Annotated in this window: 20 protein-coding genes, 1 tRNA gene and 1 pseudogene; 18 read left to right on the top strand and 4 right to left on the bottom strand. The window is 40.2% G+C overall.

Going from position 1 to position 25,241, the window contains the following annotated elements; genetic code table 11:
* Window positions 1–521: 521 nt before the first annotated feature.
* From SGI74_00110 to SGI74_00100, 3 genes are all read left to right on the top strand, one after another.
* Window positions 522–950 (top strand): hypothetical protein, encoded by a 429-nt coding sequence (locus SGI74_00110; GenBank protein ID MDZ4675886.1) that lies wholly within the window; start codon window positions 522–524, stop codon window positions 948–950.
* Window positions 951–1,056: 106 nt separating this feature from the next.
* Entirely contained in the window at window positions 1,057–3,891 is a 2,835-nt protein-coding gene (locus SGI74_00105) for an ATP-binding protein (GenBank protein ID MDZ4675885.1), read from the top strand.
* A gap of 3 nt (window positions 3,892–3,894) precedes the next feature.
* A complete protein-coding gene (locus SGI74_00100; GenBank protein MDZ4675884.1) occupies window positions 3,895–5,439 on the top strand; it encodes a diguanylate cyclase in 1,545 nt (514 codons plus the stop codon).
* Between the two features lie 91 nt (window positions 5,440–5,530).
* On the opposite strand, the gene SGI74_00095 is transcribed toward SGI74_00100, so the two are convergent.
* Window positions 5,531–5,606: transfer RNA gene (locus SGI74_00095), tRNA-Thr, on the bottom strand.
* Window positions 5,607–5,651: 45 nt separating this feature from the next.
* Between SGI74_00095 and alr the strand changes: the two genes are divergently transcribed.
* The 9 genes and pseudogenes from alr to SGI74_00050 all read left to right on the top strand — a co-directional run bounded on the left by alr (window position 5,652) and on the right by SGI74_00050 (window position 15,490).
* On the top strand, window positions 5,652–6,794 hold the full coding sequence (gene alr / locus SGI74_00090; protein ID MDZ4675883.1) for an alanine racemase: 1,143 nt from the start codon (window positions 5,652–5,654) through the stop codon (window positions 6,792–6,794).
* Between the two features lie 15 nt (window positions 6,795–6,809).
* Window positions 6,810–7,631, top strand: a complete 822-nt coding sequence (locus tag SGI74_00085) for an ABC transporter permease (GenBank protein ID MDZ4675882.1) — start codon at window positions 6,810–6,812, stop codon at window positions 7,629–7,631.
* Window positions 7,632–7,660: 29 nt separating this feature from the next.
* On the top strand, window positions 7,661–8,446 hold the full coding sequence (locus SGI74_00080) for an ABC transporter ATP-binding protein (GenBank protein MDZ4675881.1): 786 nt from the start codon (window positions 7,661–7,663) through the stop codon (window positions 8,444–8,446).
* Complete coding sequence (locus tag SGI74_00075; protein MDZ4675880.1) at window positions 8,439–9,851, top strand: MlaD family protein; 1,413 nt, start codon at window positions 8,439–8,441, stop codon at window positions 9,849–9,851. The genes SGI74_00080 and SGI74_00075 overlap by 8 nt, the downstream gene beginning before the upstream one ends.
* Window positions 9,851–11,383: a bifunctional phosphoribosylaminoimidazolecarboxamide formyltransferase/IMP cyclohydrolase gene (gene purH / locus SGI74_00070; GenBank protein ID MDZ4675879.1), complete on the top strand. Its 1,533-nt coding sequence runs from the start codon at window positions 9,851–9,853 to the stop codon at window positions 11,381–11,383. The genes SGI74_00075 and purH overlap by 1 nt, the downstream gene beginning before the upstream one ends.
* Window positions 11,384–11,489: 106 nt before the next feature.
* Complete coding sequence (locus SGI74_00065; GenBank protein ID MDZ4675878.1) at window positions 11,490–13,460, top strand: hypothetical protein; 1,971 nt, start codon at window positions 11,490–11,492, stop codon at window positions 13,458–13,460.
* A gap of 3 nt (window positions 13,461–13,463) precedes the next feature.
* A complete protein-coding gene (locus SGI74_00060) occupies window positions 13,464–14,198 on the top strand; it encodes a hypothetical protein (protein ID MDZ4675877.1) in 735 nt (244 codons plus the stop codon).
* 318 nt (window positions 14,199–14,516) lie between these two features.
* Window positions 14,517–14,651 (top strand): annotated as a pseudogene (locus tag SGI74_00055) (DUF3015 family protein).
* A gap of 2 nt (window positions 14,652–14,653) precedes the next feature.
* Window positions 14,654–15,490: an alpha/beta hydrolase gene (locus tag SGI74_00050; protein ID MDZ4675876.1), complete on the top strand. Its 837-nt coding sequence runs from the start codon at window positions 14,654–14,656 to the stop codon at window positions 15,488–15,490.
* An 8-nt stretch (window positions 15,491–15,498) separates the two neighbouring features.
* Here the strand turns inward: SGI74_00050 and dcd are convergent, their stop codons facing one another.
* Window positions 15,499–16,050 (bottom strand): dCTP deaminase, encoded by a 552-nt coding sequence (gene dcd, locus SGI74_00045; GenBank protein MDZ4675875.1) that lies wholly within the window; start codon window positions 16,048–16,050, stop codon window positions 15,499–15,501.
* 120 nt (window positions 16,051–16,170) lie between these two features.
* Here dcd and SGI74_00040 point away from each other — a divergent pair, with 120 nt between their 5' ends.
* Genes SGI74_00040 through SGI74_00030 form a run of 3 tightly spaced genes read left to right on the top strand, consistent with a single transcriptional unit; the run spans window position 16,171 to window position 19,243 of the window.
* A complete protein-coding gene (locus SGI74_00040) occupies window positions 16,171–17,061 on the top strand; it encodes an aminotransferase class IV (GenBank protein MDZ4675874.1) in 891 nt (296 codons plus the stop codon).
* Window positions 17,058–18,071 (top strand): HD domain-containing protein, encoded by a 1,014-nt coding sequence (locus tag SGI74_00035; protein MDZ4675873.1) that lies wholly within the window; start codon window positions 17,058–17,060, stop codon window positions 18,069–18,071. The genes SGI74_00040 and SGI74_00035 overlap by 4 nt, the downstream gene beginning before the upstream one ends.
* The gene (locus SGI74_00030) at window positions 18,068–19,243 is read left to right on the top strand and encodes a YihY family inner membrane protein (GenBank protein ID MDZ4675872.1); all 1,176 of its coding nucleotides are present in this window, start codon (window positions 18,068–18,070) and stop codon (window positions 19,241–19,243) included. Before SGI74_00035 ends, SGI74_00030 begins: the two co-directional genes overlap by 4 nt.
* Before the next feature lie 2 nt (window positions 19,244–19,245).
* On the opposite strand, the gene SGI74_00025 is transcribed toward SGI74_00030, so the two are convergent.
* Window positions 19,246–21,114: a hypothetical protein gene (locus SGI74_00025; GenBank protein ID MDZ4675871.1), complete on the bottom strand. Its 1,869-nt coding sequence runs from the start codon at window positions 21,112–21,114 to the stop codon at window positions 19,246–19,248.
* A gap of 90 nt (window positions 21,115–21,204) precedes the next feature.
* Here SGI74_00025 and SGI74_00020 point away from each other — a divergent pair, with 90 nt between their 5' ends.
* From SGI74_00020 to SGI74_00010, 3 genes are all read left to right on the top strand, one after another.
* Entirely contained in the window at window positions 21,205–21,507 is a 303-nt protein-coding gene (locus SGI74_00020; GenBank protein ID MDZ4675870.1) for a hypothetical protein, read from the top strand.
* A 56-nt stretch (window positions 21,508–21,563) separates the two neighbouring features.
* Complete coding sequence (locus SGI74_00015) at window positions 21,564–22,619, top strand: hypothetical protein (protein MDZ4675869.1); 1,056 nt, start codon at window positions 21,564–21,566, stop codon at window positions 22,617–22,619.
* 841 nt (window positions 22,620–23,460) lie between these two features.
* Window positions 23,461–24,462, top strand: a complete 1,002-nt coding sequence (locus SGI74_00010) for an HNH endonuclease signature motif containing protein (protein ID MDZ4675868.1) — start codon at window positions 23,461–23,463, stop codon at window positions 24,460–24,462.
* Window positions 24,463–24,532: 70 nt separating this feature from the next.
* On the opposite strand, the gene SGI74_00005 is transcribed toward SGI74_00010, so the two are convergent.
* A complete protein-coding gene (locus SGI74_00005) occupies window positions 24,533–25,048 on the bottom strand; it encodes an ORF6N domain-containing protein (GenBank protein ID MDZ4675867.1) in 516 nt (171 codons plus the stop codon).
* Between the last annotated feature and the right edge of the window lie 193 nt (window positions 25,049–25,241).

The following is a 25,241-nucleotide window of genomic DNA, read 5'->3' as shown; positions in this document are numbered from 1 at the left end:
GATCAACTATGTTTGGCAAAATGCACTAGAAGGCTGGGGCGTTATTCCAGCAAGAGTTAATGCTCTGGGAAATGTGAAGCTTGATTTTTTAACTCTGTACGATCCATAGTGTAAGTTCGGTGATGTGATGCAAGAATTTTAAACTCTGTACGATCCATAGTGTAAGTTCGGTGATGGGCTGGGCGCTGCAAGCCGGAGAGGCCAAACTCACAACTTCACACTCACATCTTCAGTTTTCGGTGTCTGATCCGAGCCAGAGCTGAGCTAGAGATACAAGCCGGATAGGCGCCCTCAAACTCATAACTTCACACCTAGACCTGCTTTTTTGGGTGTCTTTTAATTGGAGGCAACCGGGTGTCGTGGTGAGGTTCCCCGGTTTTTAACGGGGTCTAGTAGGTAAGATTTGGGGGTGTCGTTGCCACTTTTCGTCAGTCGCGTTGAAAAAAATCTATGCTCAAAGCAGTGTATGTGAACCTCCATGCTTTAAAGCTGGGTCCTGAGATTGCTACTCTTTAGACTCGATGAAAAAATTTGGAAAGTATCTTATGAAAATTTTGATGATAGGTGTTTGCTTTTTGATAACCACAAGTCGAGTACACGCCTATGTGGTGAATGAAATTGAACCTGGAATTCTTGAAATGAAGGGTATCAGTAGCGATCAAAGTCTAGTTGTTGAGAGTATCCACTTTGATAATAAAAAACGATGGGCCTATGTTGGAGTAAAAGAATCACGACCTTTGTCGCGGCTTACTGACTCATTAAAAGACAACCAAGACGATAAAGTCAGATACTTTTATGCAGATTACAACGATGCAAAGCTGAAAAAGGGACAAAAGCTTAAGTATCTTCAATTTGGTGTTGAACGACGGGTATGGAATACAAAGGGTAAAGTTCCCTTTGGGAAACAGCGTTATTTTTATCCACTCGTGCATTTTGAAAAGCACACTTAATTAATCCATTCACACTTTCTATTCCTGTTCACTTGATGTTTTGACGCAAAAAAAGCTAAGATAATTAAAGGGGTTAAGTAGTTTCATAAACATCAAGAAAGATGCCATGGCATCAGCACTACGTGTGTCAATCAAATGGAAGATTTTCGCGCTCGTTGCAGTTTTAATTGCATCAGCCCTGGTGATTATTGTCTTTAGAACTTCACAAATTTTTCGCGAAGATAAAGAAGCCTTTGTAAAAGAACTCACTGCAAAACTTTCAAGCTCCGCTGGTAAGAACATCGCAAATCGAATAGCCACTTGGCAAGATAAGCTGGTGATTTTTATTTCATCACGTGAATCACTCGCAAATACGGGCGCACGAATTGACGACCAGCTACAAGTTTTATTTTCTCGCTACCAAGACTTCATCTCAATTGGTTTTCTCACACCTAATGAAAAAGGTGCTCTCAAAACAGATTGGATTTTAAGAAATCCGCAAGGCCCAAGTGTGCAATGGGCCCCTGGGTTTGAAAAAACTTTTCTTCCAAATTTTGATATCAGTGCTGCAGCTGCAAACGGTCGCGCACTTTGGAAAACAAAAAGCCCCACTGGCGAATGGTTAGTAGTTCTTGGTTTTGGCGTACAAATAGTCGATGTGAAAAAAAATAAATCAAAAGTTAAAGGGGCTCCAGTCGATACATCAGCCCCACCTGCTGAGAGTACAGTCACCGCCTGGATCATGGGCGTGATGTCTGCAACTGCACTAAACGATATGCTCAATGATTTCTCAACGGGCTTGAACACAGGGTTCATCGTCGATAATACCGGTGTCGCAGTCGCTTCTTCTGATGCAACTACACTTTGGAGTTCAATCGCTAAACATCCCTTGGTTGAAGAAGTGTTACGTGCCACTCGGCCTGCGGGTGCTGGTGAGTACAGCGATCTTGAAGGTCGCGCCGTTATTGGAAGTTATGAATGGATACCAAAAATGAATTTGGCCGTAATCGTAACAACTCCTCGTGATAAGGCATTTGAAGCTGCTGATACTCTGATGCGAAATATTTTATTTATCGGTTTGATTATTCTCATAGCAGCGCTAGGCACTGCAGTTTTACTTTCAAATTATATTACAGGCCCACTTCAAAGACTCTCAGTTATAGCAGCTGAAATTGGTGCGGGAAATTTTAAAGTTACAGTTGATGTAAAAACTAACGATGAAATCGGTGAACTCGCCCTAAGTTTTGCAAAAATGGAGCAAGGGCTTATCGAGCGCGATGAAGCATTGGCATCTACACAGGGAGCACTTGTTCAAAGTGAAAAGATGAGTGCTTTTGGACAACTAAGTGCTGGTATAGCCCATGAAGTTAAAAATCCATTAGCCGGAATTTTAGGTCACGCCCAACTTGCTATGGGAAAAGCCCCGTCAGCTGATATGAAAAAACATTTAGAAGTTATTGAAAAAGAAACACGCCGTTGTAAAACAATTGTCGAAAATTTAATGAAATTTGCTCGTGCTGAAAAAGCACAACTGCAAGCTACAGATCTAGCACAGGTTTGCCAAGATACAATTAATCTTGTTGATCACCAATTAAGTCTTGCTGGTTGCAAAATATATAAAGATTTTCAACCCTGCGTGATGGTTGATGCCAATGCAAATCAACTTCAACAGGTACTATTAAATCTCATGGTGAATTCATCCCATGCAATGGAGAGCTGCCCAACGAAACACGTAACAGTTCGTGTTGTACAAGCAGGAAGCAAAGCTCAAATTCAAATTGAAGATACGGGTGTTGGAATTCCTCCAGAGATTCAAAAGAAAATTTTTGAACCCTTTTTTACAACAAAGCCCGCTGGTAAAGGTACTGGTCTTGGTTTGTCAGTCAGTATAGGAATTGTTAAAGATCATAAGGGTGAGATTTACATCAAATCGGTAATGAATAAAGGTACAACATTTTTTATCGATATACCTATTCCTGAAGATGCAAAAATGCCTGATAAGGAGTTGGAGAATACTCATGGCGGTGCTACAGTAGCAAAAAATGATAGTGTGTCTGCACCTGCGACGCATGCACAACCTTCTGTAAAAGTAGCTGAAGCCAAAAAGCCAGAAATAAAATTAGAACCAAAATTAGATCCAAAAGCACCCGTGTCAGCACCCGCAAAGTCCCCAGAAGTTTCAAAGTCAGATGTGAAAGTTTCGGCGCCAGCATCAGCGCCTGTTCAGGCAAAGACTGCTGTTGCAGCAAAGCCCACTGCCCCTGCAAAGACACCTGTGCCTCCGCCAGTGCCTAAAGATAATTCAAGTCCATTTGAGACGAATGTGTTTTCATCAACAGCAAATACAAAACCGCCTCCGCCAACTGTGGCAGGAACATCGAAACCAGCACCGGTAGCACCGGCAGCATCTGCGCAATCAGCACCGGCTCCGGCAACTACACCAGCAACTCCTGCGGGTAAACCAGCAGCTATGGCTATTCCAAAAGCACCACCCGCAACATCGGCAAAAACAACATCGACTCCAACGCCACCAACGCCACCAGCACCGGCAGCAAAAGTATCCGCTGCGCCAACTGCACCAGCACAAAAAACAACTGCAGCAACACCACCTGCATCTGCATCAACAACAGTAACGCCAACTGCACAATCAGCATCTGTGCCAAAATCATCCCCTGCACAAACAACACCTGCACCGGCATCATCAACACCAACTGCACAAACAGCGCCGACATCAGCGCCGACAGCATCCGCACAAACAGCATCCGCTGTCGAAAAAACTAATGCACCAGGAGATTTTAAAGTTAATATTCGCAGACCAAGTTTGTCATCAGCAACCGCAACCGCATCTGCATCTGCATCTGCATTTGAGGCCAAGGTATCGCAAGAAACTTCAATACCACCAGTTGCCGGCAACCCAGAAGAGTTTAGAGTGAAAATCACTAGACCTAAATTGAAAGCATAAAGAATGGACATAACTTCTTACCGCCCAGATTTTATGATTTATGTCGTCGATGACGAAGCAAGTATTCTTGAAATTCTCAAAGAAACACTTAACACTGCCGGCTATCAGGTAGAAACTTTTCCAACTGCCGAAGATGCCTTAGAGCGCATCAAAGTTTCTCCGCCCCATCTTATTTTTAGTGATATTCGAATGCCAGGGATGAGTGGTATTCAGTTACTTGAAAAAGTTAAAGGCCTCAGCAAAGACATTGAATACATAATCATGACATCTCATGCGAGTCTTGAGACCGCAGTAAATGCCATGAAGCTTGGCGCATACGATTATATTTATAAACCCTTTGACAATCTTGCAGAAATTGTAAGTACCGCTGACCGAACAATTGAGCGCGTATTTATGTTGCTACAAAATGAACAATTACTTTTAGAATTAGCTGATAAAAATAAACTTTTATCTACGGTAAATCAAAAAATTTCACAAGAGAATCAAGAGATTCATTTAGTCAATGCCTTGATGCAAAAGTTGGCCACACGCTTAGATCCTGATGGTGTATTGCAGGTATTTATAGAGGCGGTTAGTGACATCACTGATGGAAAGCCTGTTATCTTTTTTAAATTCTTGCCTGCATATTCTAGTTTGGTTGCCAATCACGCTGCAAAAATTCCTGTAGAACAAATTAAAAATCTCGGTGTGAATCTTTCAAGTTTTGATACCAAATCAATTCCTGAACTTTTGATGCAACCTGTGAAACTTCAGCCGCTTTTAGAAATGATGAAAGAGGTTTTTCAGGTTCAACAATTTTTTGCACTTCCATTTGTGTATCAAAATCAGCCGATCGGTGTCATCGCAACATTCACGCCACTTTCGAGTGACCCTGTTAGACGTTTACTTGAAAGTTTTTTACAAATCACACGGGTAAGCTACGACAATGCTATGATGGCAAAACGCATTCACGAAATGGCTATAAAAGATCCGTTGACCACACTTTACAACAGACGATTTTTTAATGAAAAACTTGAAGAAGAAATAACGCGATCACGTCGCACGCGATATCCTGTGTCTTTGATTTATCTCGATATAGATCATTTCAAAAAATATAACGATACCAATGGTCACCCCATGGGAGACGTTATCATTAAGTCGGTAGCGCAAATTCTTATCAAAACAAGCCGCAAGTCCGATGTCGTTGCGCGCCTTGGTGGAGAAGAGTATGCGATTTTGTGTCCGCATACGGCAAAAGATGGTGCCGCTATAAAGGCAGAGAAAGTTAGACTCATTATTGAAAGTACAAAATTTCCTAATGGAGAAAAACAGCCTTTAGGCAAGGTGTCTATTAGTATTGGAGTGAGTGAGTATCCAACATTGGCAATGGATTCAGAATCACTAGTCAAATCTGCCGACGACGCCCTCTACAAAGTAAAACAAGCCGGAAGAAACCGAGTTTGTATGGCTGAACCCCCAAGTGGTTTTAAGCCAGACTTTGAGCCATTAACAGTTCCGGCTGGGCCACCAGCGGGGCAAAATTCTGAGCCCACAAAACCTAATCCTTGAGCTAGCCCAAAGATAGCCTAAATTATTGAAATGAATATCATTTTAATTGTTCACTGAGCGCGTTACAATAAATGTAGTGCTTATGTGAAAATGGAGCCGATGACCGGACTTGAACCGGTAACCTACGCATTACGAATGCGTTGCTCTACCAATTGAGCCACATCGGCGCAAAAAATAGATTTAACAAAGCTCATGGATGAGGTCAAAGATAAATGTTGGGCCGCCTAAGAAACAGTTATGCCGAGATAGATTTATCTCGGCTTGAACAAAATTTTCTCGCCTTGGCAGCAGCCATGGGTGGCACCTCTAAGCAATTAGCTCCTATGGTAAAAGCCGATGCCTATGGCCACGGTGATATTCAAGTTGCCAGAGTTTGCGAAAAGCTCGGAGCTCGTTATGTAGGCGTCGCTTTAGTTGAAGAGGGAATTCGACTCAGACTTGCTGGTATTCAAATCCCTATTTTAGTATTTAGCCATTTTGATTCAATCAGTGCTGAAGCGATAGTGAAGTATCGGCTCACTCCGGTTATCAGTCAGTTTGAACAGATCGCAAAACTTAAATCAATTCTACATGAACAAGCCAGCTACCCAGTACATGTGAAATTTAATACCGGCATGCAACGTTTGGGATTTGAGCCAGAAGAAGCTATGCAAGTTGTAAAAGAGTTTGAGCATGACGCATTTTTGCATCTCGAGGGTGTGTGCACCCACTTCACAGCGAGTGATGATTTTGTTGATTCCAATGGTGAAACACAACAACAGATTAAAATATTCTCAAAAATTTCTGAAAACTTTAAAGGTAGATCAAAAATCGCTCCATTGTTTCATTATCTCAACTCTGGTGCAATTTTAACTCGAGTCACTCCTAAGCTGGATCTTGGCAGACCGGGGCTGGCGCTTTACGGGGCGTATCCAACTTTACAAGTAAAACCTGCTGCAATGCTTGAGCCTGTGATGTCTGTGAAAAGTTTTGTGGGTTATATCCACAAAATTAAAAAAGGTAAAAAAGTTTCGTACGGTGGAACATGGCAAGCAAAACAAGACTCTGTAATTGCTGTTGTTCCCATTGGTTATGCTGATGGTGTTCCTCGAGCTTTGAGTAATAAAGGTATGGTTCTTATTCGGGGTGAATTGTGCCCGATAGCAGGAATCGTATGCATGGATTACATCATGATTGATGTGACAACTTTAATTGAGAAAAATTTGGGGCCAGTAGTTGGCGACGAAGTTACACTTATTGGAAAACAAAAAAATAAAACAATACTTGCAGAAGAAGTAGCGGCACTGGCGTCTTCGATTCCCTATGAAATACTCACAGGAATTCAAGCGCGTATTCCGCGTGTTTACATCCATTAAGCCAAGGACGGTGTGGTGGAAAAAGCAGTTGCAGTACCTAAAATTTTAAGAGTGCCCTATCAATGGATTGAAAATATGGGCGATGTAGTCATTGGCGGTGTCAAAGAACTTGGCCGTGTCTCGTCATTTTTTATTTCATCACTAAGTTGGCAATTTAGACCTCCTTTTCGCTATGAAGAGATTTTTAAACAAATTGAATTCGTCGGAAACAAATCAGTTTTTATTATCTGTCTTTGCAGTCTTTTTACTGGGATGGTTTTTGCGCTGCAAACATACACGGCTTTTCACCTCGTAAATGCCGATACCATGATTGGGCCCACAGTAGCGCTTACTCTTACGCGAGAATTAGGTCCTGTGCTTACAGGTCTTATCGTCACCGGTCGTGCAGGGGCTGCGATGTCAGCACAATTAGGAACCATGCGTGTTACCGAACAAATTGATGCACTTGAAGTTATGGGTGTTAATCCAAAACAATATCTTGTGATGCCCAGAATCATTGCGGGTGTAGTTGCAATGCCACTACTCGCTGCGATTTTTGATTTTGTTGGAAACCTAGGTGCATACATGTTGGCCGTTAAAGTTTTTCAGATCGATGCGGCCATCTATCTTGCAAAAATTAATTTATTCACACAGCCCAAAGACATCTTTCAAGGTCTGATCAAAGCAAGTGTTTTTGGTTTCACCTTTGCACTTATAGGTACGTACAAAGGCTTTAACACAACAAATGGAGCTCGAGGTGTTGGGCGCGCAACAAATGAAACTGTAGTTTTGAGTAGTATTTTTATTTTGGTTAGCGACTATTTTTTATCGGCGATTATTAAGATTCTTCTTTATTAAACGAGTTTAAAACAACGCAGAGAAGCACCATGAACGCGGCATTATTAAATTCTGAGAAGGCCATCGAGATCAAAGATCTACAAAAGACCTTTGGTACATCTAGCCACGTACTTAAAGGTGTGAACTTATCAATTCCCAAAGGAAAAATCACAGTCATCATCGGTTTCTCAGGTGCGGGTAAATCGGTTTTGTTAAAGCACATCTTGGGGCTCATTAAACCAGACTCCGGTGACATCAAAGTTCTGGGGCAAGATCTTGCCGGTTTAAACGAACATAAACTTAACGAACTTCGAAAAAAATTCGGGATGCTTTTTCAATCTGCTGCACTCTTTGATGATATGACCACTATCGAAAACGTCATGTTCCCGATTCAAGAATTCAAACGCAAACTCAGTTTAGTCGAAGTAAAAGAAATTGCATCACAAAGACTTAAAGTTGTGGGGCTGGAGCCAGAACATTTCAATAAATACCCGTCAGAACTTTCAGGTGGAATGCGAAAGCGAGTTGGTTTAGCCCGTGCATTAGCACTTGAGCCAGAAATTTTATTATACGATGAGCCGACCACCGGACTTGACCCCATTATTACAGAAATGGTTGATGAGCTTATCGTAGACACACATAAAAATCATCCAGGTGTTACAACGGTCATTATTTCTCATGATCTGCCTGCAGCTTTTAGAATGAGCGATTACATTGCAATGCTCGATAACGGGGCTATACGACTCTACGGAGAGCCTGAAGAGTTTTTCAAAAGCGATGATCCGTTTATCAAAAAATTCGTCAGCAAGGTGAAAGCGAGTAAATCAAATGCTTAACTCTGCTGAGTTTAAAGTTGGTTTATTCGTTCTCGTTTGTGTGGGTCTTATCGCGGCCATGTCTTTTCAAGTGAATCGTGATCCCAGTATTTTGGGCAAAGGCAAAATGTACGATGCACTTCTTATCAGTGCTAGCGGACTTGTTAAGAGTTCAAATGTAAAGATGGCGGGTATTCCTGTTGGTGTTATTAAAGACATTGTACTTGAAGACGGAAAAGCTCGTGTCATCATGACTCTTCGAGGTGATCTTAAAATCACAAAGAGTGGAACCTTAGAAATTAAACCCAATGGAATTTTAGGTGATAAATATCTTGAGATTACTACTGGTAATCCCAGTGATGAAGTAATCCCAGAGGGCGGTCGTGTTCTTATCGTTTATGATAAGGGCGGTTTTGATGCCGTGTTAAATCAAGTAAGTAAAATTGCATCAGATGTTTCAGAAGTTACGAACAATCTTAAAAATGCAACAACCGGTGATGGAGATGCTACAAGCCCCATCGGTAGAATTTTACTTAACATCGAAGATGTTACTGCAGATCTTCGTGATATCACGGGCGGGAAAAAAGATAAAATTGGTGAAACCATCGATAGTATTCATCGCATTTCACAAAATATTGATGAATTTGTCGGTGATGATAGTGAAGACGGATTCAAGCATAACTGGAAAAAGATGGCTAAGAGTTTAGGCAAAGTTGATAGCATTCTCTCTAACGTTGATGAGATTACGGGTAAAGTTAATTCTGGCAAAGGCACTATCGGAAAACTTATTAATGACGAAACCACAGTTGAAGAACTCAATCACGCAATTGCTGGTGTAAACAATATGCTGGATACCGCAAATAAATTTCAAGTCAGTGTTGATTATCACTCAGAGTATATGGGTGGTGGTGGATCCTTTGTTAAATCATATATCGGTATTAACATTCAGCCTGGCCCTGATAGATATTATCTCGTACAAGTTGTCGATGACCCTAAGGGTAATTATGAACGTGTGGATCAGCTTCAAACCACCAACAACGGAGCACCAACCGCAACGACAACCAAAACTTCCTATCATAATAAGCTTAAGCTCTCGGCACAGTTTGCAAAAAATTTCTATGATATGACTCTTCGCGCAGGACTTATAGAGAACTCAGCAGGTGCGGGGATGGATTATAGCTTTCTTAATAGAAAACTTAAATTTTCTGCAGAAGCATTTGCATTTGGTCGTCCAGAAGGTGTTGATCTTCGCGTTTTTGCGAAGTACAAATTCTATAGCGTATTTTACGCTATCATCGGGGGCGACGACATCTTGAACACTAAAGGTAACGTTTTATCAGGTACCGGAGCTTCAGGTTTCATTGGCGCAGGGTTGGATTTCACCAACGATGACCTAAAACTCTTACTTACAAAGGTACCATTCTAATGTTTAAACGTGCGCTAGTTAGCACAAGTAATAAAACCGGGCTTATCGAGTTCATCAAACCTCTGGTTGAACAGGGCTGTGACATCGTCTCGACGGGTGGAACTTCAAAATTTCTTAGAGATCATGGAATCAAAGTTTTAGAAGTGGCAGATGTTACGGGCTTTCCTGAAATGATGGATGGCCGCATTCGAACTCTTCACCCTTATATTCACATGGGTTTATTGGCACGAGGCTTTGTGCCTGAAGATGCAAAAATTCTCAAAGAACATGGCGTAAAGCCCTTTGATCTAGTTGTTGTTAATCTATATCCCTTTGAAGAATCGTATAAAAAAAACCTCAAGGGCCAAGAGCTCATCGAACAAATAGACATTGGTGGCCCATCAATGCTCAGGGCTGCAGCAAAAAGTTTTGAGCGTCTTACGGTTGTGTGTGATCCGTCTGATTATGAAGTGGTTTTAAATCAGGCAAAAAATGGCGATTCAAATATAGATTTTCGACAACTTCTAGCGGCAAAAGTTTTTGAACATTGCGCTTACTACGATAGCCTTGTGGCTCATGCCCTTTATGAAAAACCTTGGGATGAACGGGATGCTTTAACTTTAGGGTTTCGTAAAAAAGCACTTCTTCGCTATGGTGAAAATCCTCATCAAAAAGCTGGGTGGTATGAGAGCCCCGTTCAAGATCGATTAAGTTTAAGTTCGGCTGAGCAAATTCAAGGTAAAGAACTATCTTATAATAATATTTTAGATCTTGAAGCTGCTGTTGGCGCTGTGAGTGATTTTGATGAACCATGCAGTGTAATCATTAAACATGTCACTCCTTGTGGAGTTGCTGTTGATGACACCATTGAGAAAGCATTTAAAAAAGCATTTGATGCTGATTCTATTTCAGCTTTTGGCGGAATCGTTGCCATTAATCGTACTCTAACAGCAAGTTTAGCCAAAGAATTAGTCGTGCCCTTTTTAGAATGTGTGATTGCACCTGACATTGAAGAAAATGCCAAGCCAATCTTGGCAGCTAAAAAAAATCTCAGGGTTTTAACGCTCAAAAATCTCAGCGAAAAAGATAATGGTTCACAACGCATTGAATTTAAAAGCATTCGAGGTGGAATGCTTGTTCAGAGTGCTGATCAACCTTGTGAATATAGCGAAAAATGGAAAATCATCGGAGAAAAGCCAACTAAACAAGTACTAGATGATCTTATTTTTGCACAAAAAGTTGTACGACACGTCAAAAGTAACGCCATCGTGATTGCAAAAAACAGGCAAACTTTAGGTATCTGTGGGGGGCAAACCAATCGTGTTGATTCGGTTAAATGGGCTCTCGAAAGATCAAAAGGCCGTGGAGAAAAGCTTGTACTGGGTTCAGATGCTTTTTTCCCGTTTCGCGATTCCATTGATCTTGCTGCAAAAGCCGGTATAGCCTGGATCATACAACCTGGTGGCAGTATGCGCGATGCTGAAGTTGAAGCAGCAGCACAAGAACATAAAATAGGAATGCTCATCACCGGAACAAGGCATTTTAAACACTGAAGAAAAGGTATTTTTGAAACCCCAATGCGATATTTGTAATCGAATTATCGAAGTTCACCTCCAAGCGCAAAAAAAGCGGTTGTGTTTCACTTGTCTTACAGAAAAAGTGAGTGAGGGGGGTGCTTTACCAACATTTAATCTTAAACAAAAACCCGTTCATGCATCATGTGCCATTTGTGATGTAGAAACCAGTGGCCCCGAACTCAGGCCTTCACCTTGGGGTTTTATCTGTAATAAATGTTGTGATCTTTGTGAAACGCAGACGGGTGTATCGTGGGATTTGGTCAAGATATCTGCACAAAAAGAATGGCTTGTGAAAAGTAATGGTAAAATTCAAGGTCCATACACTTCAGACGAAGTTGAATCAAATCTGCGCTCCAATATCATTGTCACCCATGATGAAATTTCACGCCCCTTAGGTCGGTGGAAACTTTTGCGTGATGAGGAGCAGTTCAGACTTGTGATCAATGAAATACGAAACAAGCAATCTTCAAAATCAGAAATCGATCAAGAGATCACCGATAGTGGCACGATCACAGATGCCGATGGTGTAACAATGCCAATTGATCTTACTCTTGATCGGTCATTTACAAGCAGTGAAATACTTCTCAAAGGAGTAGAAGAACAAAGTGAGCGTGAAGTTGAATCCGCACCAACTCAGAATTCAAGAGATATTCTTAAATCCTATGCATCTAAAGACGATCAACGTGTTCAAAAAGAACTTAAAATGACAAATCAAGGTCGCCTTTGGATAGCTTTAGGTATTTTGATCATTGCCAGTGTCTTCGCACTTTTAAAATTAACGAACACACAAATAGGTGGTCAGTCAGCACGTAATGAATCATTTCAAGAGCTTATGCAGTCGGGTTTAAAGGCTGAAAAAGTCGGGGATTATTCTAAGGCCTACGATTATTTCAGTGAAGCTCGTACACTGCGGCCAAATGACAGTGAGATGCTCCTTCATCTTGCACCTCTCACACTTTTTAATTATCGCGAGCAAATGCAAGCTCAGCGCATGTTTAAAGAAATTTTAGAAAACGAACGTGGTATAAATTATCAAAAAACAGCATATCTAGGGATAGGCCTTATCGCACTTTTGTCTCACGAACTCGCAGTGGCGAAAGAAAATTTTAACAATGCACTTAAGCTTGATGTTGATTTTGTTGCAGCACATGCCAATTTGGGAATTGTTTATTATTTTGAAGATCAGTTAGATCTAGCGCGCAACTCACTTTTTACTGCGATGAATAAAAAACGTGGTGGAATTGATGGCGCCGTACAAGTTTCATTAGCAGATGTGATGATTGCTATTTCAGAAAAAGAAAATGGTGAGAATAAAACAAAACTTTTAAAAAGCACTCACGAGGGTTTAAGTGCTTATCTTTCTTACAATCAAGATTACCAACAAGAAGTTTTAGTGAAAGATGCTTTAATTTTATATTTATTGTCAGATAAAAAATCTGCCAGCGATCGCATTCATGAATTTTTAGATATTGACCCTGAAAAAACAGAATTACATATTCATGATTGGGGTTTATTTCAAGAGCGTGCTTCTTGGGGGGTTCTTGTCGAAAATGTAAAAAAAATAGTTTCTGAAGTTTCACCGAGTCCGCGTTTGTCTGCGGCACTGGGGCTTGCCATGTATCGTAGTGGTGAAAAAATTGATGGCCGACAAAGCATTGAGCAAGCACTTGCGCAGTCACCTCAAGATCCGCTACTGATGGCGCTTTTAGGGTGGGTTCAGATTAAACTCGGTAATCGTGATTTAGGAATCGTTAACATCAAGCAAGCTGCTCAAGTGGCCCAACAGAAAGTCAAACTTCCCTTTATTTTACAAGCCAGACTCTGCGTTGAAGAAAAAGACTATGCTTGTGCTAAGAAAAATTGGGATCAGGTTTTGCTCATAGATAAAAATTCAATTGAAGCCTACCATGGCATGGGTCAAATTGAATGGAACAAAAAGAACCTTGATGGAGCACTTACATGGGTAAAACAGGGGCTCGCTTTTGATTCCACATACATTCCTCTATTAAAGTTGAGTCAAGAGATCCAATTATCTCAAGCGGGTGGAGAATAAGTGATGAAGACACTCTTCTTAATAATCATGATGTTTTTATTAGTTGGTTGCACAAACGGATGTGGCGGCGACCCACTTGATAAGGTTGCAAAAAAATCTATGGACATGCGTGCTTTTGAAGAAGATCTGATTGTTCCATCGGGTCTATGGAAGGCCATGGAATCGATTTACCGCCCACTTGCTTTTGATCCTGAGGGTCAAAGTGTAGGCGAAGTTTCACAAGAGCAAGCGGGGCAGAGTGAGAAAAAAGAAGACCTTTTGAAAAAGCGCCCCCCACTAGATCCAATTTCTTTTCACGTTTATTTGGTCGAAAAAACTCGTGGTGTATTGGGTGGTCAAAATTACGACCTGAAATACCCCATTGGAGGCGGTATCCTTGATTATCGCTATTTTATTCCAGAAACCAAAAATGGAACTTTTATTCTCAAGGTTTTGTATGACAAAGAAATGGATCCAAAAGAAACACGTGTCTATTATCTTTCAAATGCAAAAATTCGTGAAATGGATGGTAAACCCGTCGGTAACGGTTGTAGTCGTTATTTTGATATAACTGATTACTGGAAAAAATCGATGAACGGCGAGGGCTTAGTTCTCAACACTACTGGCAACCGTCACATCAGTCTGACATCTGGAATTTTATTTTTTGTAGCCCCCCACCAAGGTAAACTTCGTATTACTCATTTGACTATCAAAGACACTCGTCATCGCGAGCTATTGTGCAGCGCAGATAATAAGTAATAACATTTCGCGTCATCGAATTAAATGCTGGAAAGCATTAAATTCTGCTGACATTTCACCACGCCGGTGTTTTATTTATCGAGGCATTTAAAAACAACCGTAGGAGGAACCAAAATGAATAAAAGAACATTATTGTTGTTCTGTGTGGGTTGCCTCGCTGTTTCATTAACAGCAAGCGCAGCAGACAAGAAAAAGACGACAACGACCACCCCAGCACCAACCAAAAAAACCGAAACCATTCCTAACAGTACTGAGGTTGCAGCTGAAAAGCGCTCCGCACCTGAAAAAAGACGTGGCCTTGAAGAACAAGTTTCTGGACAAGGTTATGGAATGGCAGGTTGTGGTATTGGTTCAATCGTATTTGCTGATAAACCAGGTATGATTCAAATTATTGCCGCTACATTAAATGGCACAGCAGGCAGCCAAACATTCGGTATCACTTCAGGTACATCAAAATGATTAAATATCTTTTGCTACTGTGTTTATTAGCTGTGCCATCTTTGAGTTGTACCCATCTTTTGTATCACCCCACACAACATCAGTATTATGATCCTGTTAAAGCGGGTGTAACCCCTGATGAAATTTGGTTTGAAAATGATGAGGGGCAAAAACTTTTTGGTTGGTACTTTCACGCTAAAACAAAAACCCCTTCTAAGGCACTCATAGTTTTTTTTCACGGAAATGCAGAGAACTTAAGCTCACACTTTGCCACTCTGCTTTTTGTACTTGAGCAGGGCTATGATTTTTTTATTTTCGATTACAGTGGGTACGGAAAATCTCCTGGCAAACCTACTCCTAAAGCAACTATTCAAGACGGTAAAGCCGCAATTAAATGGGCAAGTGACCATCGAAAAGGCAAACCCCTTGTAGTATTTGGGCAAAGTCTTGGCGGAGCCATTGCAATGAGATCAGTTGCTGAAGTGAAAGATCAAATACCAATTGATCTTGTTGTGGTTGATTCTACATTTCACTCTTATAAATCTGTAGCTAACAGACTGATGCGTAAACATTGGGTGACTTGGCTCTTTTCACCACTAGCCTATGTATTGATGAATGATACCTATTCTCCTGAAGATTCTATTTCAAAGTTATCCCCAATCCCCATGGTTGTAATTCATGGAGATCAAGATCAAACAGTTGATTATCAATTAGGAAAAGAAGTATTTCATCTAGCCCAACAACCAAAAGAATTTTGGGAAGTTCCAGGTGGAATGCATACCGACGCTTTTTGGCGTCATGGCAAAACTTACCGCGATAAATTTATTAAGCGACTTGATTCACTTAATAAATAAACGGTTAGTTACATTCTCGGTAGAGTAACTCCAGTTTGCCCCATGTATTTGCCTGATTTATCTCGGTAGCTTACTTCACAAGGTTCATCACCTTCAAAAAACAATACCTGAGCAATACCCTCGTTAGCATAAATCTTAGCTGGCAGAGGAGTTGTGTTACTGATTTCAAGAGTCACATGACCTTCCCATCCGGGTTCAAAGGGGGTGACGTTGATGATAATTCCGCAACGTGCGTAAGTACTTTTGCCTAAGCAAACAGTAATAACGTTTTCTGGAATGCGAAAATATTCAATTGTACGCGCTAAGGCAAATGAGTTTGGCGGAATAATGCAAGTTGGTGCTTTTACGGTGACAAAACTATTTGGGTCAAAGTGTTTGGGATCAATCACTGTAGTATTGATATTGGTGAATACCCTAAATTCATCTGCAACACGAATATCGTAACCATATGAAGACAGGCCATAAGAAATAACGCCATTTCTGACTTGAGCAGCTTCAAACGGCTCGATCATTCCTTTAAGTGATTGTTCGCGAATCCATCTATCAGATTTAATACCCATCGACCCCTCCAGTTATCAGCGCTTTGCTGTTTACACATAAATAGACGTTTCGACTGCTTGCTGGCAATCAAAAATTTGTGTAACGTAGCCTTTAAAGTGCAGTTTTTCGAAAGGGCCAAAATGCGCGAACTCGTCGCTGTAAATGGTGAAATCTTTAAGCCTGAAGAAGCAAAGATCTCAGTTTTTGACCGTGGATTTCTCTATGGCGATGGCGTTTATGAAGTAGCTCGCAGTTACGGGCGCATCTTTTTTGGCCTAGAAGAGCACATTGATAGGCTTTTTAATTCAGCCCAGCAAATTGGCCTTGATATTGGGTCTTCCAAATCTGAACTTATCAAAGAAATTTATCGCATTTATAAAACCGCTGATCGTGATGATTGTTATATGCGTATTGTCGTAACGCGCGGTGAGGGGCCTATTGGACTTGATCCTGCCAAGGCCTCTAAGCCAAATATCGTTATTTTTGTTAAAGATATCCCGCAAGTTGACCCAAAACTTTATGAAACCGGAATGGATATCATCACAGCTTCAGTGCTTAGAAACCCAAAAAAGAGCTTAGATCCTAATATTAAATCAGGAAATTATCTTAATAACGTAATGGCTATGGGTGAGGCGAGTCGTCAAAAAGCTCATGATGCCGTGATGGTTAATCGCGATGGTAAAGTTACTGAGGGTACAACTTGGAATATCTTTATGGTGAAAAATGGGGGCCTAGTAACTGCCCCTGATGAAGCTGATATTCTTCAGGGTATTACCCGTAGAAAACTAAAAAGTATTGCAGAACTTGCTGGTATTAAATGGGAAGAGCGTTATTTCACATCCGATGAACTTAAAAAAGCAGATGAAGTATTCACTACTGGCTCAGTAAAAGAAGTAATGCCTGTTAAAACCATTGATGGAACCCTTATCGGTTCAGGTAAAGTGGGGCCAGTCACGTTGAAATTAGCGAAACTTTATAAAGAACATGTAAAAGATTATTGCAAAGAAGCTTTAGCGAAGGGAATTTTGTGATCACCAAGGTATTTGTCAAAGACCTTAAAGATAAAGAACAAGTTGATAGCGTGTTCTTGGTTAAAACAAAAAGCACTCCACTTGCAAAAAATGGAAAACCTTATTTAGCCATGATGCTTGGTGATCGTACCGGCGCACTTGAAGGACGCATGTGGGATAACGTAGATGCTGTGGTAAATACATTTAGCATTGATGATTATGTTCGCATTCGAGGTACGGTAAATCTTTATCAAAAGCGCCGTCAACTTGTAATTAGTGAAATTACAAAGGTTTCAAAAAAAGACATCTCCCCCTCTGACTTTTTACCCATTTCAAAGCAAGATCCTGAAATCATGTTTAAAAATTTAATCATGATTGTTAAAGGAATGAAGAATAAATATCTCAGACAACTTGTTTTAGACACACTCGAAGACCCAGAGATCAAACCTAAATATTTGCGATGTCCTGCTGCAAGAACCATTCATCATGCATGGATTGGTGGATTACTCGAGCACACACTTTCAATTTCTAAGATCATGGTTTTTTTAAGTACACACTACGAAGATTTAGATCTTGATCTTTTATTAGTGGGTGCAGTGTTTCACGATATTGGTAAAGTTTGGGAGCTCTCTTACGACGGTAATATTAGTTACACTGACGCAGGTAAACTAGTCGGGCATTTAGTGATGGGCTCTGAGCTCATTGATACAAAGGCTAAAGCTATAAAGGGTTTTCCTGATGAACTCAGACATATCTGTAAACACATTGTATTAAGTCATCACGGAAAACTTGAATACGGTAGCCCAAAGCTTCCACAAACCATGGAGGCCATGATCGTGGGTTATATCGATGATCTTGATTCAAAAATTTCAGCACTCCAAACATTTTTATTCAATGAAAGTTCTAAGGGCGACACCTGGACTGGCTATAACTCTGTGTTTGATCGTTATTTCTTTATGCCTAAAAAACTCCAAGAGCCACCCACGACTATTTCTGAACTTGAAACAGAAAAATCAGAAATGCCATTATGAATACTGCGGCAATTAAACAATTCTGGAAAAAATCTCAGCAAGATCTTATCTTCACTCAAGCCACAGCATTGGCATACACAACTCTACTCTCGTTAGTGCCAGTACTTGCAGTAGCATTTTTCTTATTCAAAGCTTTTGGTGGGTTTGAAAGTCTGCAAGCAAAACTTTTACCACTCATTGAGCAAAATCTAGCCCCTTCTTTTAGCGATCAAATTTCAAATTATCTAACACAGTTCTTAACCAACGTTCATGCCGGAGCCATTGGGGTTTTTGGTATTATCGGTTTTATTATCACCAGCATTTCAACTTTGGCGACAATTGAAAAAACTTTTAATCTCATTTGGGGAGTAAAAGACGCGCGCTCTCTAGGTAAACGCATTACAACTTATTGGAGTCTTCTCACCATAGGGCCCATGCTTTTAGCCGTGTCCATCGGTATGAGTTCAAAGGCCTTGGTGTGGCTTGAAGACGATAGTGGGGCCATTAGCCAAGTACTTCTCTGGGGCGCAGCTCTTACACCTTATTTAATAAGCGGACTTTTATTTTCAGGTTTATTCTTATTTATGCCCAATGTGAGTGTGAATAAGTGGGATGCACTCAAAGCGGGTGGTATTACAGGCTTAGTATTTGAATTGGCAAAACTTCTCTATGCTTCATACGCCGCTAACGCTATTGCAAAAAATTCTGTATACGGATCACTTGCGATATTTCCGATTTTTTTAATTTGGCTCTATGTCGTTTGGCTCATTGTACTGTTCGGTGCAGAGCTTTGTTGTTACTTCCAATTTCGAAGGCATCATATTCCCTATCGGTTTAATTTAGAAGATCGTCTAAACCCATTTGTGATTGTTGATATCTTAGAAGAACTCGCTCGCACACAAGAGGAGCCGCGGGGGGGGCTTGCCATTAATGATATGCTTCGAAGTATGAAAATACCCATGCGTGAACTCATGCCGCATGTTGATTTTTTAGAACAAGGTGGTTGGATTATTCGTTCAAGCGTTGGTTTTCTAAATCAATGGCGCTTTCATCTTGCTGTTCCTAAAGCTCGTGTCACTATGAGCAAAGTTCTTGCGAGCCTCGAAGGACATCGTTATGTCCCTCGAAGCGAGCAAGGAATAGCAGTTCATAAAAAGCTAAAAGATCTCTGGGCCGAATCTAAAGAAAAATAAAATCAGTAAGGTTTTGCAGCTGACTTTGCTATTTCATCACCAATGCAAAGATCAATTTCCCCTGTAGATGGGCGGTTTTCACATGCCCTTACGATTTTATCGATTTGGATAAATTCAAGTAAAAGCTGACCACCTGAGAAATTGCGAATTGGTGTAGGAATATCTTTGTTCTTAATTCTTTTTGCCGCTTTCATATTTTCAGCTTGAGCCACTGATTCTTGCATACGTCGTTTGAGTTGCAAGTAACGCCCGCGTGCATCGATGCGTGGATCATTTGGCTTAAATTGAGAAAGTTCAACTTTTGGGGGTGGGTATAAACGAAGCTCAATCGCCATAGTGTCAAGGACTTGGTTGTCATGATAAGTGAGTCCACCTTTCATGAGCATTCCGGCCATTACGATTTGAACAAGATAAAGTTTAGCGTGAAGATCCCAATCTTTTCCAAGGGCCAAAAGATATTCATCAATAATTACTGAGCGCGCGGGTTGATTTGCAGATGCTGGGAGAATATTTGCATTATAATCGTTCATCATTGTTTCATATTCATTCCAACGCTCGTTTACTACTAACGGAACCGCTTTATCTAAAATGGCAGCAAAGCGTTTAGTATCGTCGAGTGCTGAAATTTTTAGACCCGCTCTAGTAGCATCTTCCACCATGACGGGGAACACATCACGAGACAATACCAACCACAAAGCATGTTTAGCTTTAGATTCGCTCTTGATGGCCAAGATTGATTTTGATTTATGGGCAAGCTCAGCTTTTCTATAATAGTTTTTTGCATTGCGACCAATGATAGTGGTTGATCCGTAATCAAGTGCCCCAGCTGTGATAGCTTTTAATGCCATCACCAGAGGTGGAACAAAAAACTTTACAAGTTTTGCAAATTTACCCGTGGCTACACGGCTTGTAACTCCGGCGGCAGCTTGTGTTGCTACAGCCATACCGATAATTTCTGCTCCAGTTGTAATGGCAACTTGGGATGCAGCTTGAGCGGCGGCAATTTTCCCGATTTCTACGACAACTTGTTTTGCCATAAATCTTTTCACGAGCATTTGCGTGAGTACTTTATTTGCTGTTGTAATTCCTAAAGACACACCAAACGGTACAGAAGCTACAGCGATACGATCTTCATCTTCTGCTGGGAGTTCGCCGTAAAGTGCTGCTAAAGTCATAACCATTGATATCTGACGAATGGCCAGTATTGCTGCTTCTGGTGCAATTCCTAAATAGGTAATGAGATTTCCAAAATCAGTATTCGCAGGAGCTCCAGCATTATTTTGTGGGTTTGGGTTTAGTGCAAGATTCAAAAGGGAGGTGATTAAAGAACCAGAAGCACCAACCATTGCGGCAAATCTACCACCGTCGCTAATAATTTTATCGGCGATAAGATCATCATCTTCATAGCCACTTTGTTGTCTGAGTACTTGTATGATTGCATTATAGTTTTTATCGAGTACTCCACTGAGTCTGATAAATTTCATCCAAGGTACATCAGTTTGTTTTGAAACACTGTTTGAGTTCCAAGCTCCATATAACCCGTATGTATCGCTGCCAGTTATTGACGGGTCTCCCCATCCTGATGATCCACCGGGGCCCGTTGAATCCCAAATGGGTGCGTTGGTTGTATAACTCCAGGGGTTAGATGTGATCGTATTATTTGTTGAAGATAGTGGAGTGTTTGAATTCGCATTCCACCAACTTGTTCGATTAAAGGGATCAACTGATCCACCTAAGTTGGGATTAGTCCAATATGGGTCGGCTGCATAAGGCACCAAAGCTGGTGATGCAATCGCCAATGGGCCAAATGATATTTGTGCGATTAATATTGTTACTAGAAAACTAGAAAAAGTTGAGATGAGTCGTGACATAAATTCCCCCTACAAACAGGAGATGTCAAACTTTAGTGCTTGACGTCTCCCCATTACTAACGCCACGCTTATAAATGAAATGGATGCAGAATGAAAGCACAACTACTTAGAAATTTACTTCAAGCGCTCTGGCTCCCAGTCATTTGGGTCTCGCTATTAATTATTGAGATCACATTGCTTGATGGTGGCAGGGCACAGTCGTTTATAGCTCGCATTTTCGAAGATATTGTATTTTTTACAAGCTTTCTTTTCTACCAAGGTGATTTTGGACTGACATCTACTGCCACACCTTTTTGGCGACTCATGATTGCATTTTCACTTCAGTTCTTTTTTTGGTGGTCTTTTGCTTTTCTCATTCTCACATATGTAAAACGTCGTAGATCTCAAAGTTAAAAGGCACACACTTTGCAAAATTTAATTTTATAGAGCGATTTGCAAAGGCCAAAACCATGTTCATTTTCAAAAGCATTATAGTTGTTATTGCATTGCTGATAGGCTCAATTTCGGCTCTTGCACAACATTCGACCATTTCAGCCCATGCTCAAAAATCATCAATTTGCCCTTTAGATATGATTCAGCCTCCACATGCTGATAAAACCATTGCACTTAAAAACCGAATCGAAAATCTGATTAGATACAATCTTCATAATTCCCTCATCACCGTTGATAGCCAAGTTTATAATCCTACTAGATTTGCTTGTGAGATGACTTACTTTGAACAGTATTATTATCAGTTCAAAAGTGATGCGTCTTATTGTCGACGACCAATAAACTTACTGCATTTTATGAGAAGCTTAGGTCTCAAAACTCTGGTCGCTGGGGCAGATGGTAATGGAATCATAAATTTTTTTGAAATGCTCATTGCCCATATCGGCGCTGATGATGTGCGCATGGTTGATATGAAAAATTTTAAACTTGATGGCTTTGGGCTTATAGATTTTAGGGCTATTCTTAAATTGGCTAAACAAATTAATTTTATAAATTCAAAAAATGATTTTCAAATCATTATTAATACTAATTGCATTATAAAAGATTGTACGATTCCGTTTAAGAATTTTGATGGCTTAATGAGTGGCTTTACACCTAACAATATGAAGGCTGGTTCACAAATTATATTTCGCATCAATGCAGAAACAACTCAAACAGCAATTCGAGAAAGTTTTAAACAAACCTATAAAGAATCTTCTTTTAAAGGTGAATTACTAAATATGGATGAAATGAATTTTCTGATGAACTCAGATTATATGTTAAATGGAGTACATACTGCGAATCCATATAATGGGTGGGTGTCACCAAGTACTGTGATGATTCAGTTATCTGGAGTTACCATTACAGGTAAATCATTTAAGATTTTGCCAACCACAGTAATTCCTGAAATTATTTATTCTCTATCGTCACCATTCCCCAATTTTTTAGGACTCTCCCCAACATTTGCAAAGTTAAAAGCAAAAACTATTCGTTTTGAAAAAACAGTATTAACGATGGGTTTAGAAACAATTTATTAGGTGCTAAAAAACAACAAGCCATTTCTTTTATGCAAACTCTAGGATCTAGACAACTCAGAAATCGTACATGAATTGTACATGAATCGTACATGTAAGGATCCACTATCCACTATCCATTGTCCATGAAGGTAGAACATCTTGACTCAAAAATCATCCATTCATGAGAGGTTTTTCGACCGGCCCTCCAAGGCCGTTCGAGGTGAAGAAGCGTGGGGATAAGAGGAGTGAGTGGCGGAGTAGGGAGAAGGAGGTTGAGTACAGGTTCACCGTTGCGCAACGGTGGAGCTGACATTAGGGTTTTTTCACGTCAATTCCCTTATTTTTCCCACATATTTTTTTCCTTCAACTTTTCCTTCTCGTGCCGCCACGAAGGCGGTGCGAAAACGCTTCAGGGAAGAATGATCTTCTCAGCTTTAGAGGATCTCGCTTTTTGAAGTGGTTGTTGAATCACGGTTTCGAATATTCCTCGAAAATCATGTTTTTGGGATTTATCAGGGGGGGGGTGAAATATAATTAAAAGATTTTAAGGCGATTAAAAGATTTTGAAATAAAAAAATATGTTCAAATTTACAAAATTTCTGAAAATAAAATTTGACACAGGTTTTGCTCAAAATTTCTTATTTGTTATGCGTTCGCAAACTCCTTTTTAAATACACTTATGAATTCCTGTCGCGCACGTGGTGTGTCGTATATTTTTTCTGTTCGATGGATTTTGTTTTTATCTTTTTAATTCGCAGGCACTTATCTAATCGCTAAATTATTTGATTTTAAAACCCATGTTATTGTTTTTTTGGTTTTAATGATCTCATTGTTTTTAACGCTTTAAATTCTTGGGGGTTTTATGAATGAAGATTTACGTGCTCAATTAATGACAACTCATGAAGACGTTCTCGTGGGTGATCTTAAAAAACTTGTAGGAAAAGAAAGAGCCACGAAAACTGAAATCATAAGCTATCTCTATGTTGTTCAAAAAAGGCGCATCTTTGCAAAATATGGTTATCCAGATATTCATAAATTCACCCAAAATCATCTTGGTTATACGGGTGATGAAAGTCACCGCCGCGTATCTGCTATGTTTTTGCTCTTCGAGCTTCCAGAGATTGAAAAAAAGATCTCTGATGGCAAGTTGTCATTAACCAATCTTTCCATGGCTCAAACCCTTTTTAGACGAGAGGCCAAGTTAGAAAAGGCTTTTACTAAAGAAGAAAAGTTAGAGCTTCTGGGTAATTTAGAAAACAAATCCACTCGTGATTGTGAACGTGAAATTATTAAGCATTCAACCGAGCCTGTTTTAATAAAAGAACGAGTGAGGCTTTTATCAGAGGATTTTTCAGAATATAAATATGTTGGTTCTAATCGCTTTGGTGAAAAACTACGTAAACTTAAAGATCTGAGGTCTAACAAAGATGGAGACATCACAAGTATCGAGCTTTTGAAAAAACTTGTAGATCAGGCAATCGAAGAAGAGACCTTAAAGCTCACACCAAAACTACCAAAGCCTATGAAATCTCGACAGGAGGTGCTTGTGAAAGCTGGACAGCCAATCCTTATGAAAGCTAGGTCCACCGTTGCGCAACTGTTTGCAAATTCGCACTATGTATCAACGCAAAGTAAGCGAATCACCTTTCAAAAGTATCAAACTCAATGTTCCTTTGAAGATTCTCGAACAAAACAGAAGTGTGCGTCTCGCAAATATCTTCAGATCGATCACATTTTGCCAATTGCACTGGGTGGAAGTTCTGATCCTGATAATTTGAGAATCCTGTGTCGTGCGCATAATCAAAGAGCTGCTATCGACAAACTGGGGTTTCATAAAATGAATCGGCATTTAAATAAATTTTAAATAAGGGGTTCAGTGGACAATGTAAACAGAATTGCCGAGCAAGATCCGTGCATTACACAAGAGTTTTAGGTCAGTCTTTTTCATCTGTGTGAATTCCAATTTTGCGACGATGTGTTTCTGGAGCTTTCATAATTTCTCTGAGAGCATCAAATACGATTTTAAATTGATGATCATATTTCTTTTCTACCAGGGTCAATTTTTCCGCTAACTCTTTGTATGTAGTTAAGAGTCTTCGAAGACTGACAAAGGCCCTCATAATCTCGATATTTACCTGTACGGCCCTGGGACTATGTAAAACGCCTGACAGCATTGCTATTCCCTGTTCCGTAAAAGCATAAGGAAGTTTTCGAATGCCGCCCCAACTTGAAGTCACAATTTGTGACTTCAAGTTGGTAAACTCTTGATTTCCCAGTTGAAACATAAAGTCATCAGGAAATCGATCCAGGTTTCTCTTTACAGCTTGAACAAGCACTTTTGGTTCTACCTGATAGAGACTTGCAAGATCATGGCTTAGCATAACTTTTTGATTACGAATTATGAAAATATGATTTTGAATCCAGTCAATTTGTATGAGTTGAGTGTTCATTTAAAAGATCAAATGCAAAAGTGGGACTCAGCTCAAAATAATTTTATAGCTATTTGGTATCCAGCTGATTGCTAATCCGTCCGACGTAGGGATGGCTAATAATATCACGCCAATTAAGTTTTGGCCCATTTGTGGAAAGTCTATTTGAGGCCGTACTCCAACATTCAAGCAACATTTTTTGAAAAATGGTCGG

Source organism: Oligoflexia bacterium, assembly GCA_034439615.1.
Lineage (GTDB): Bacteria > Bdellovibrionota > Bdellovibrionia > JABDDW01 > JABDDW01 > JAWXAT01.
Note: the sequence above shows the minus strand (reverse complement) of the source record. Positions and strands in the feature narration are given on the sequence as shown.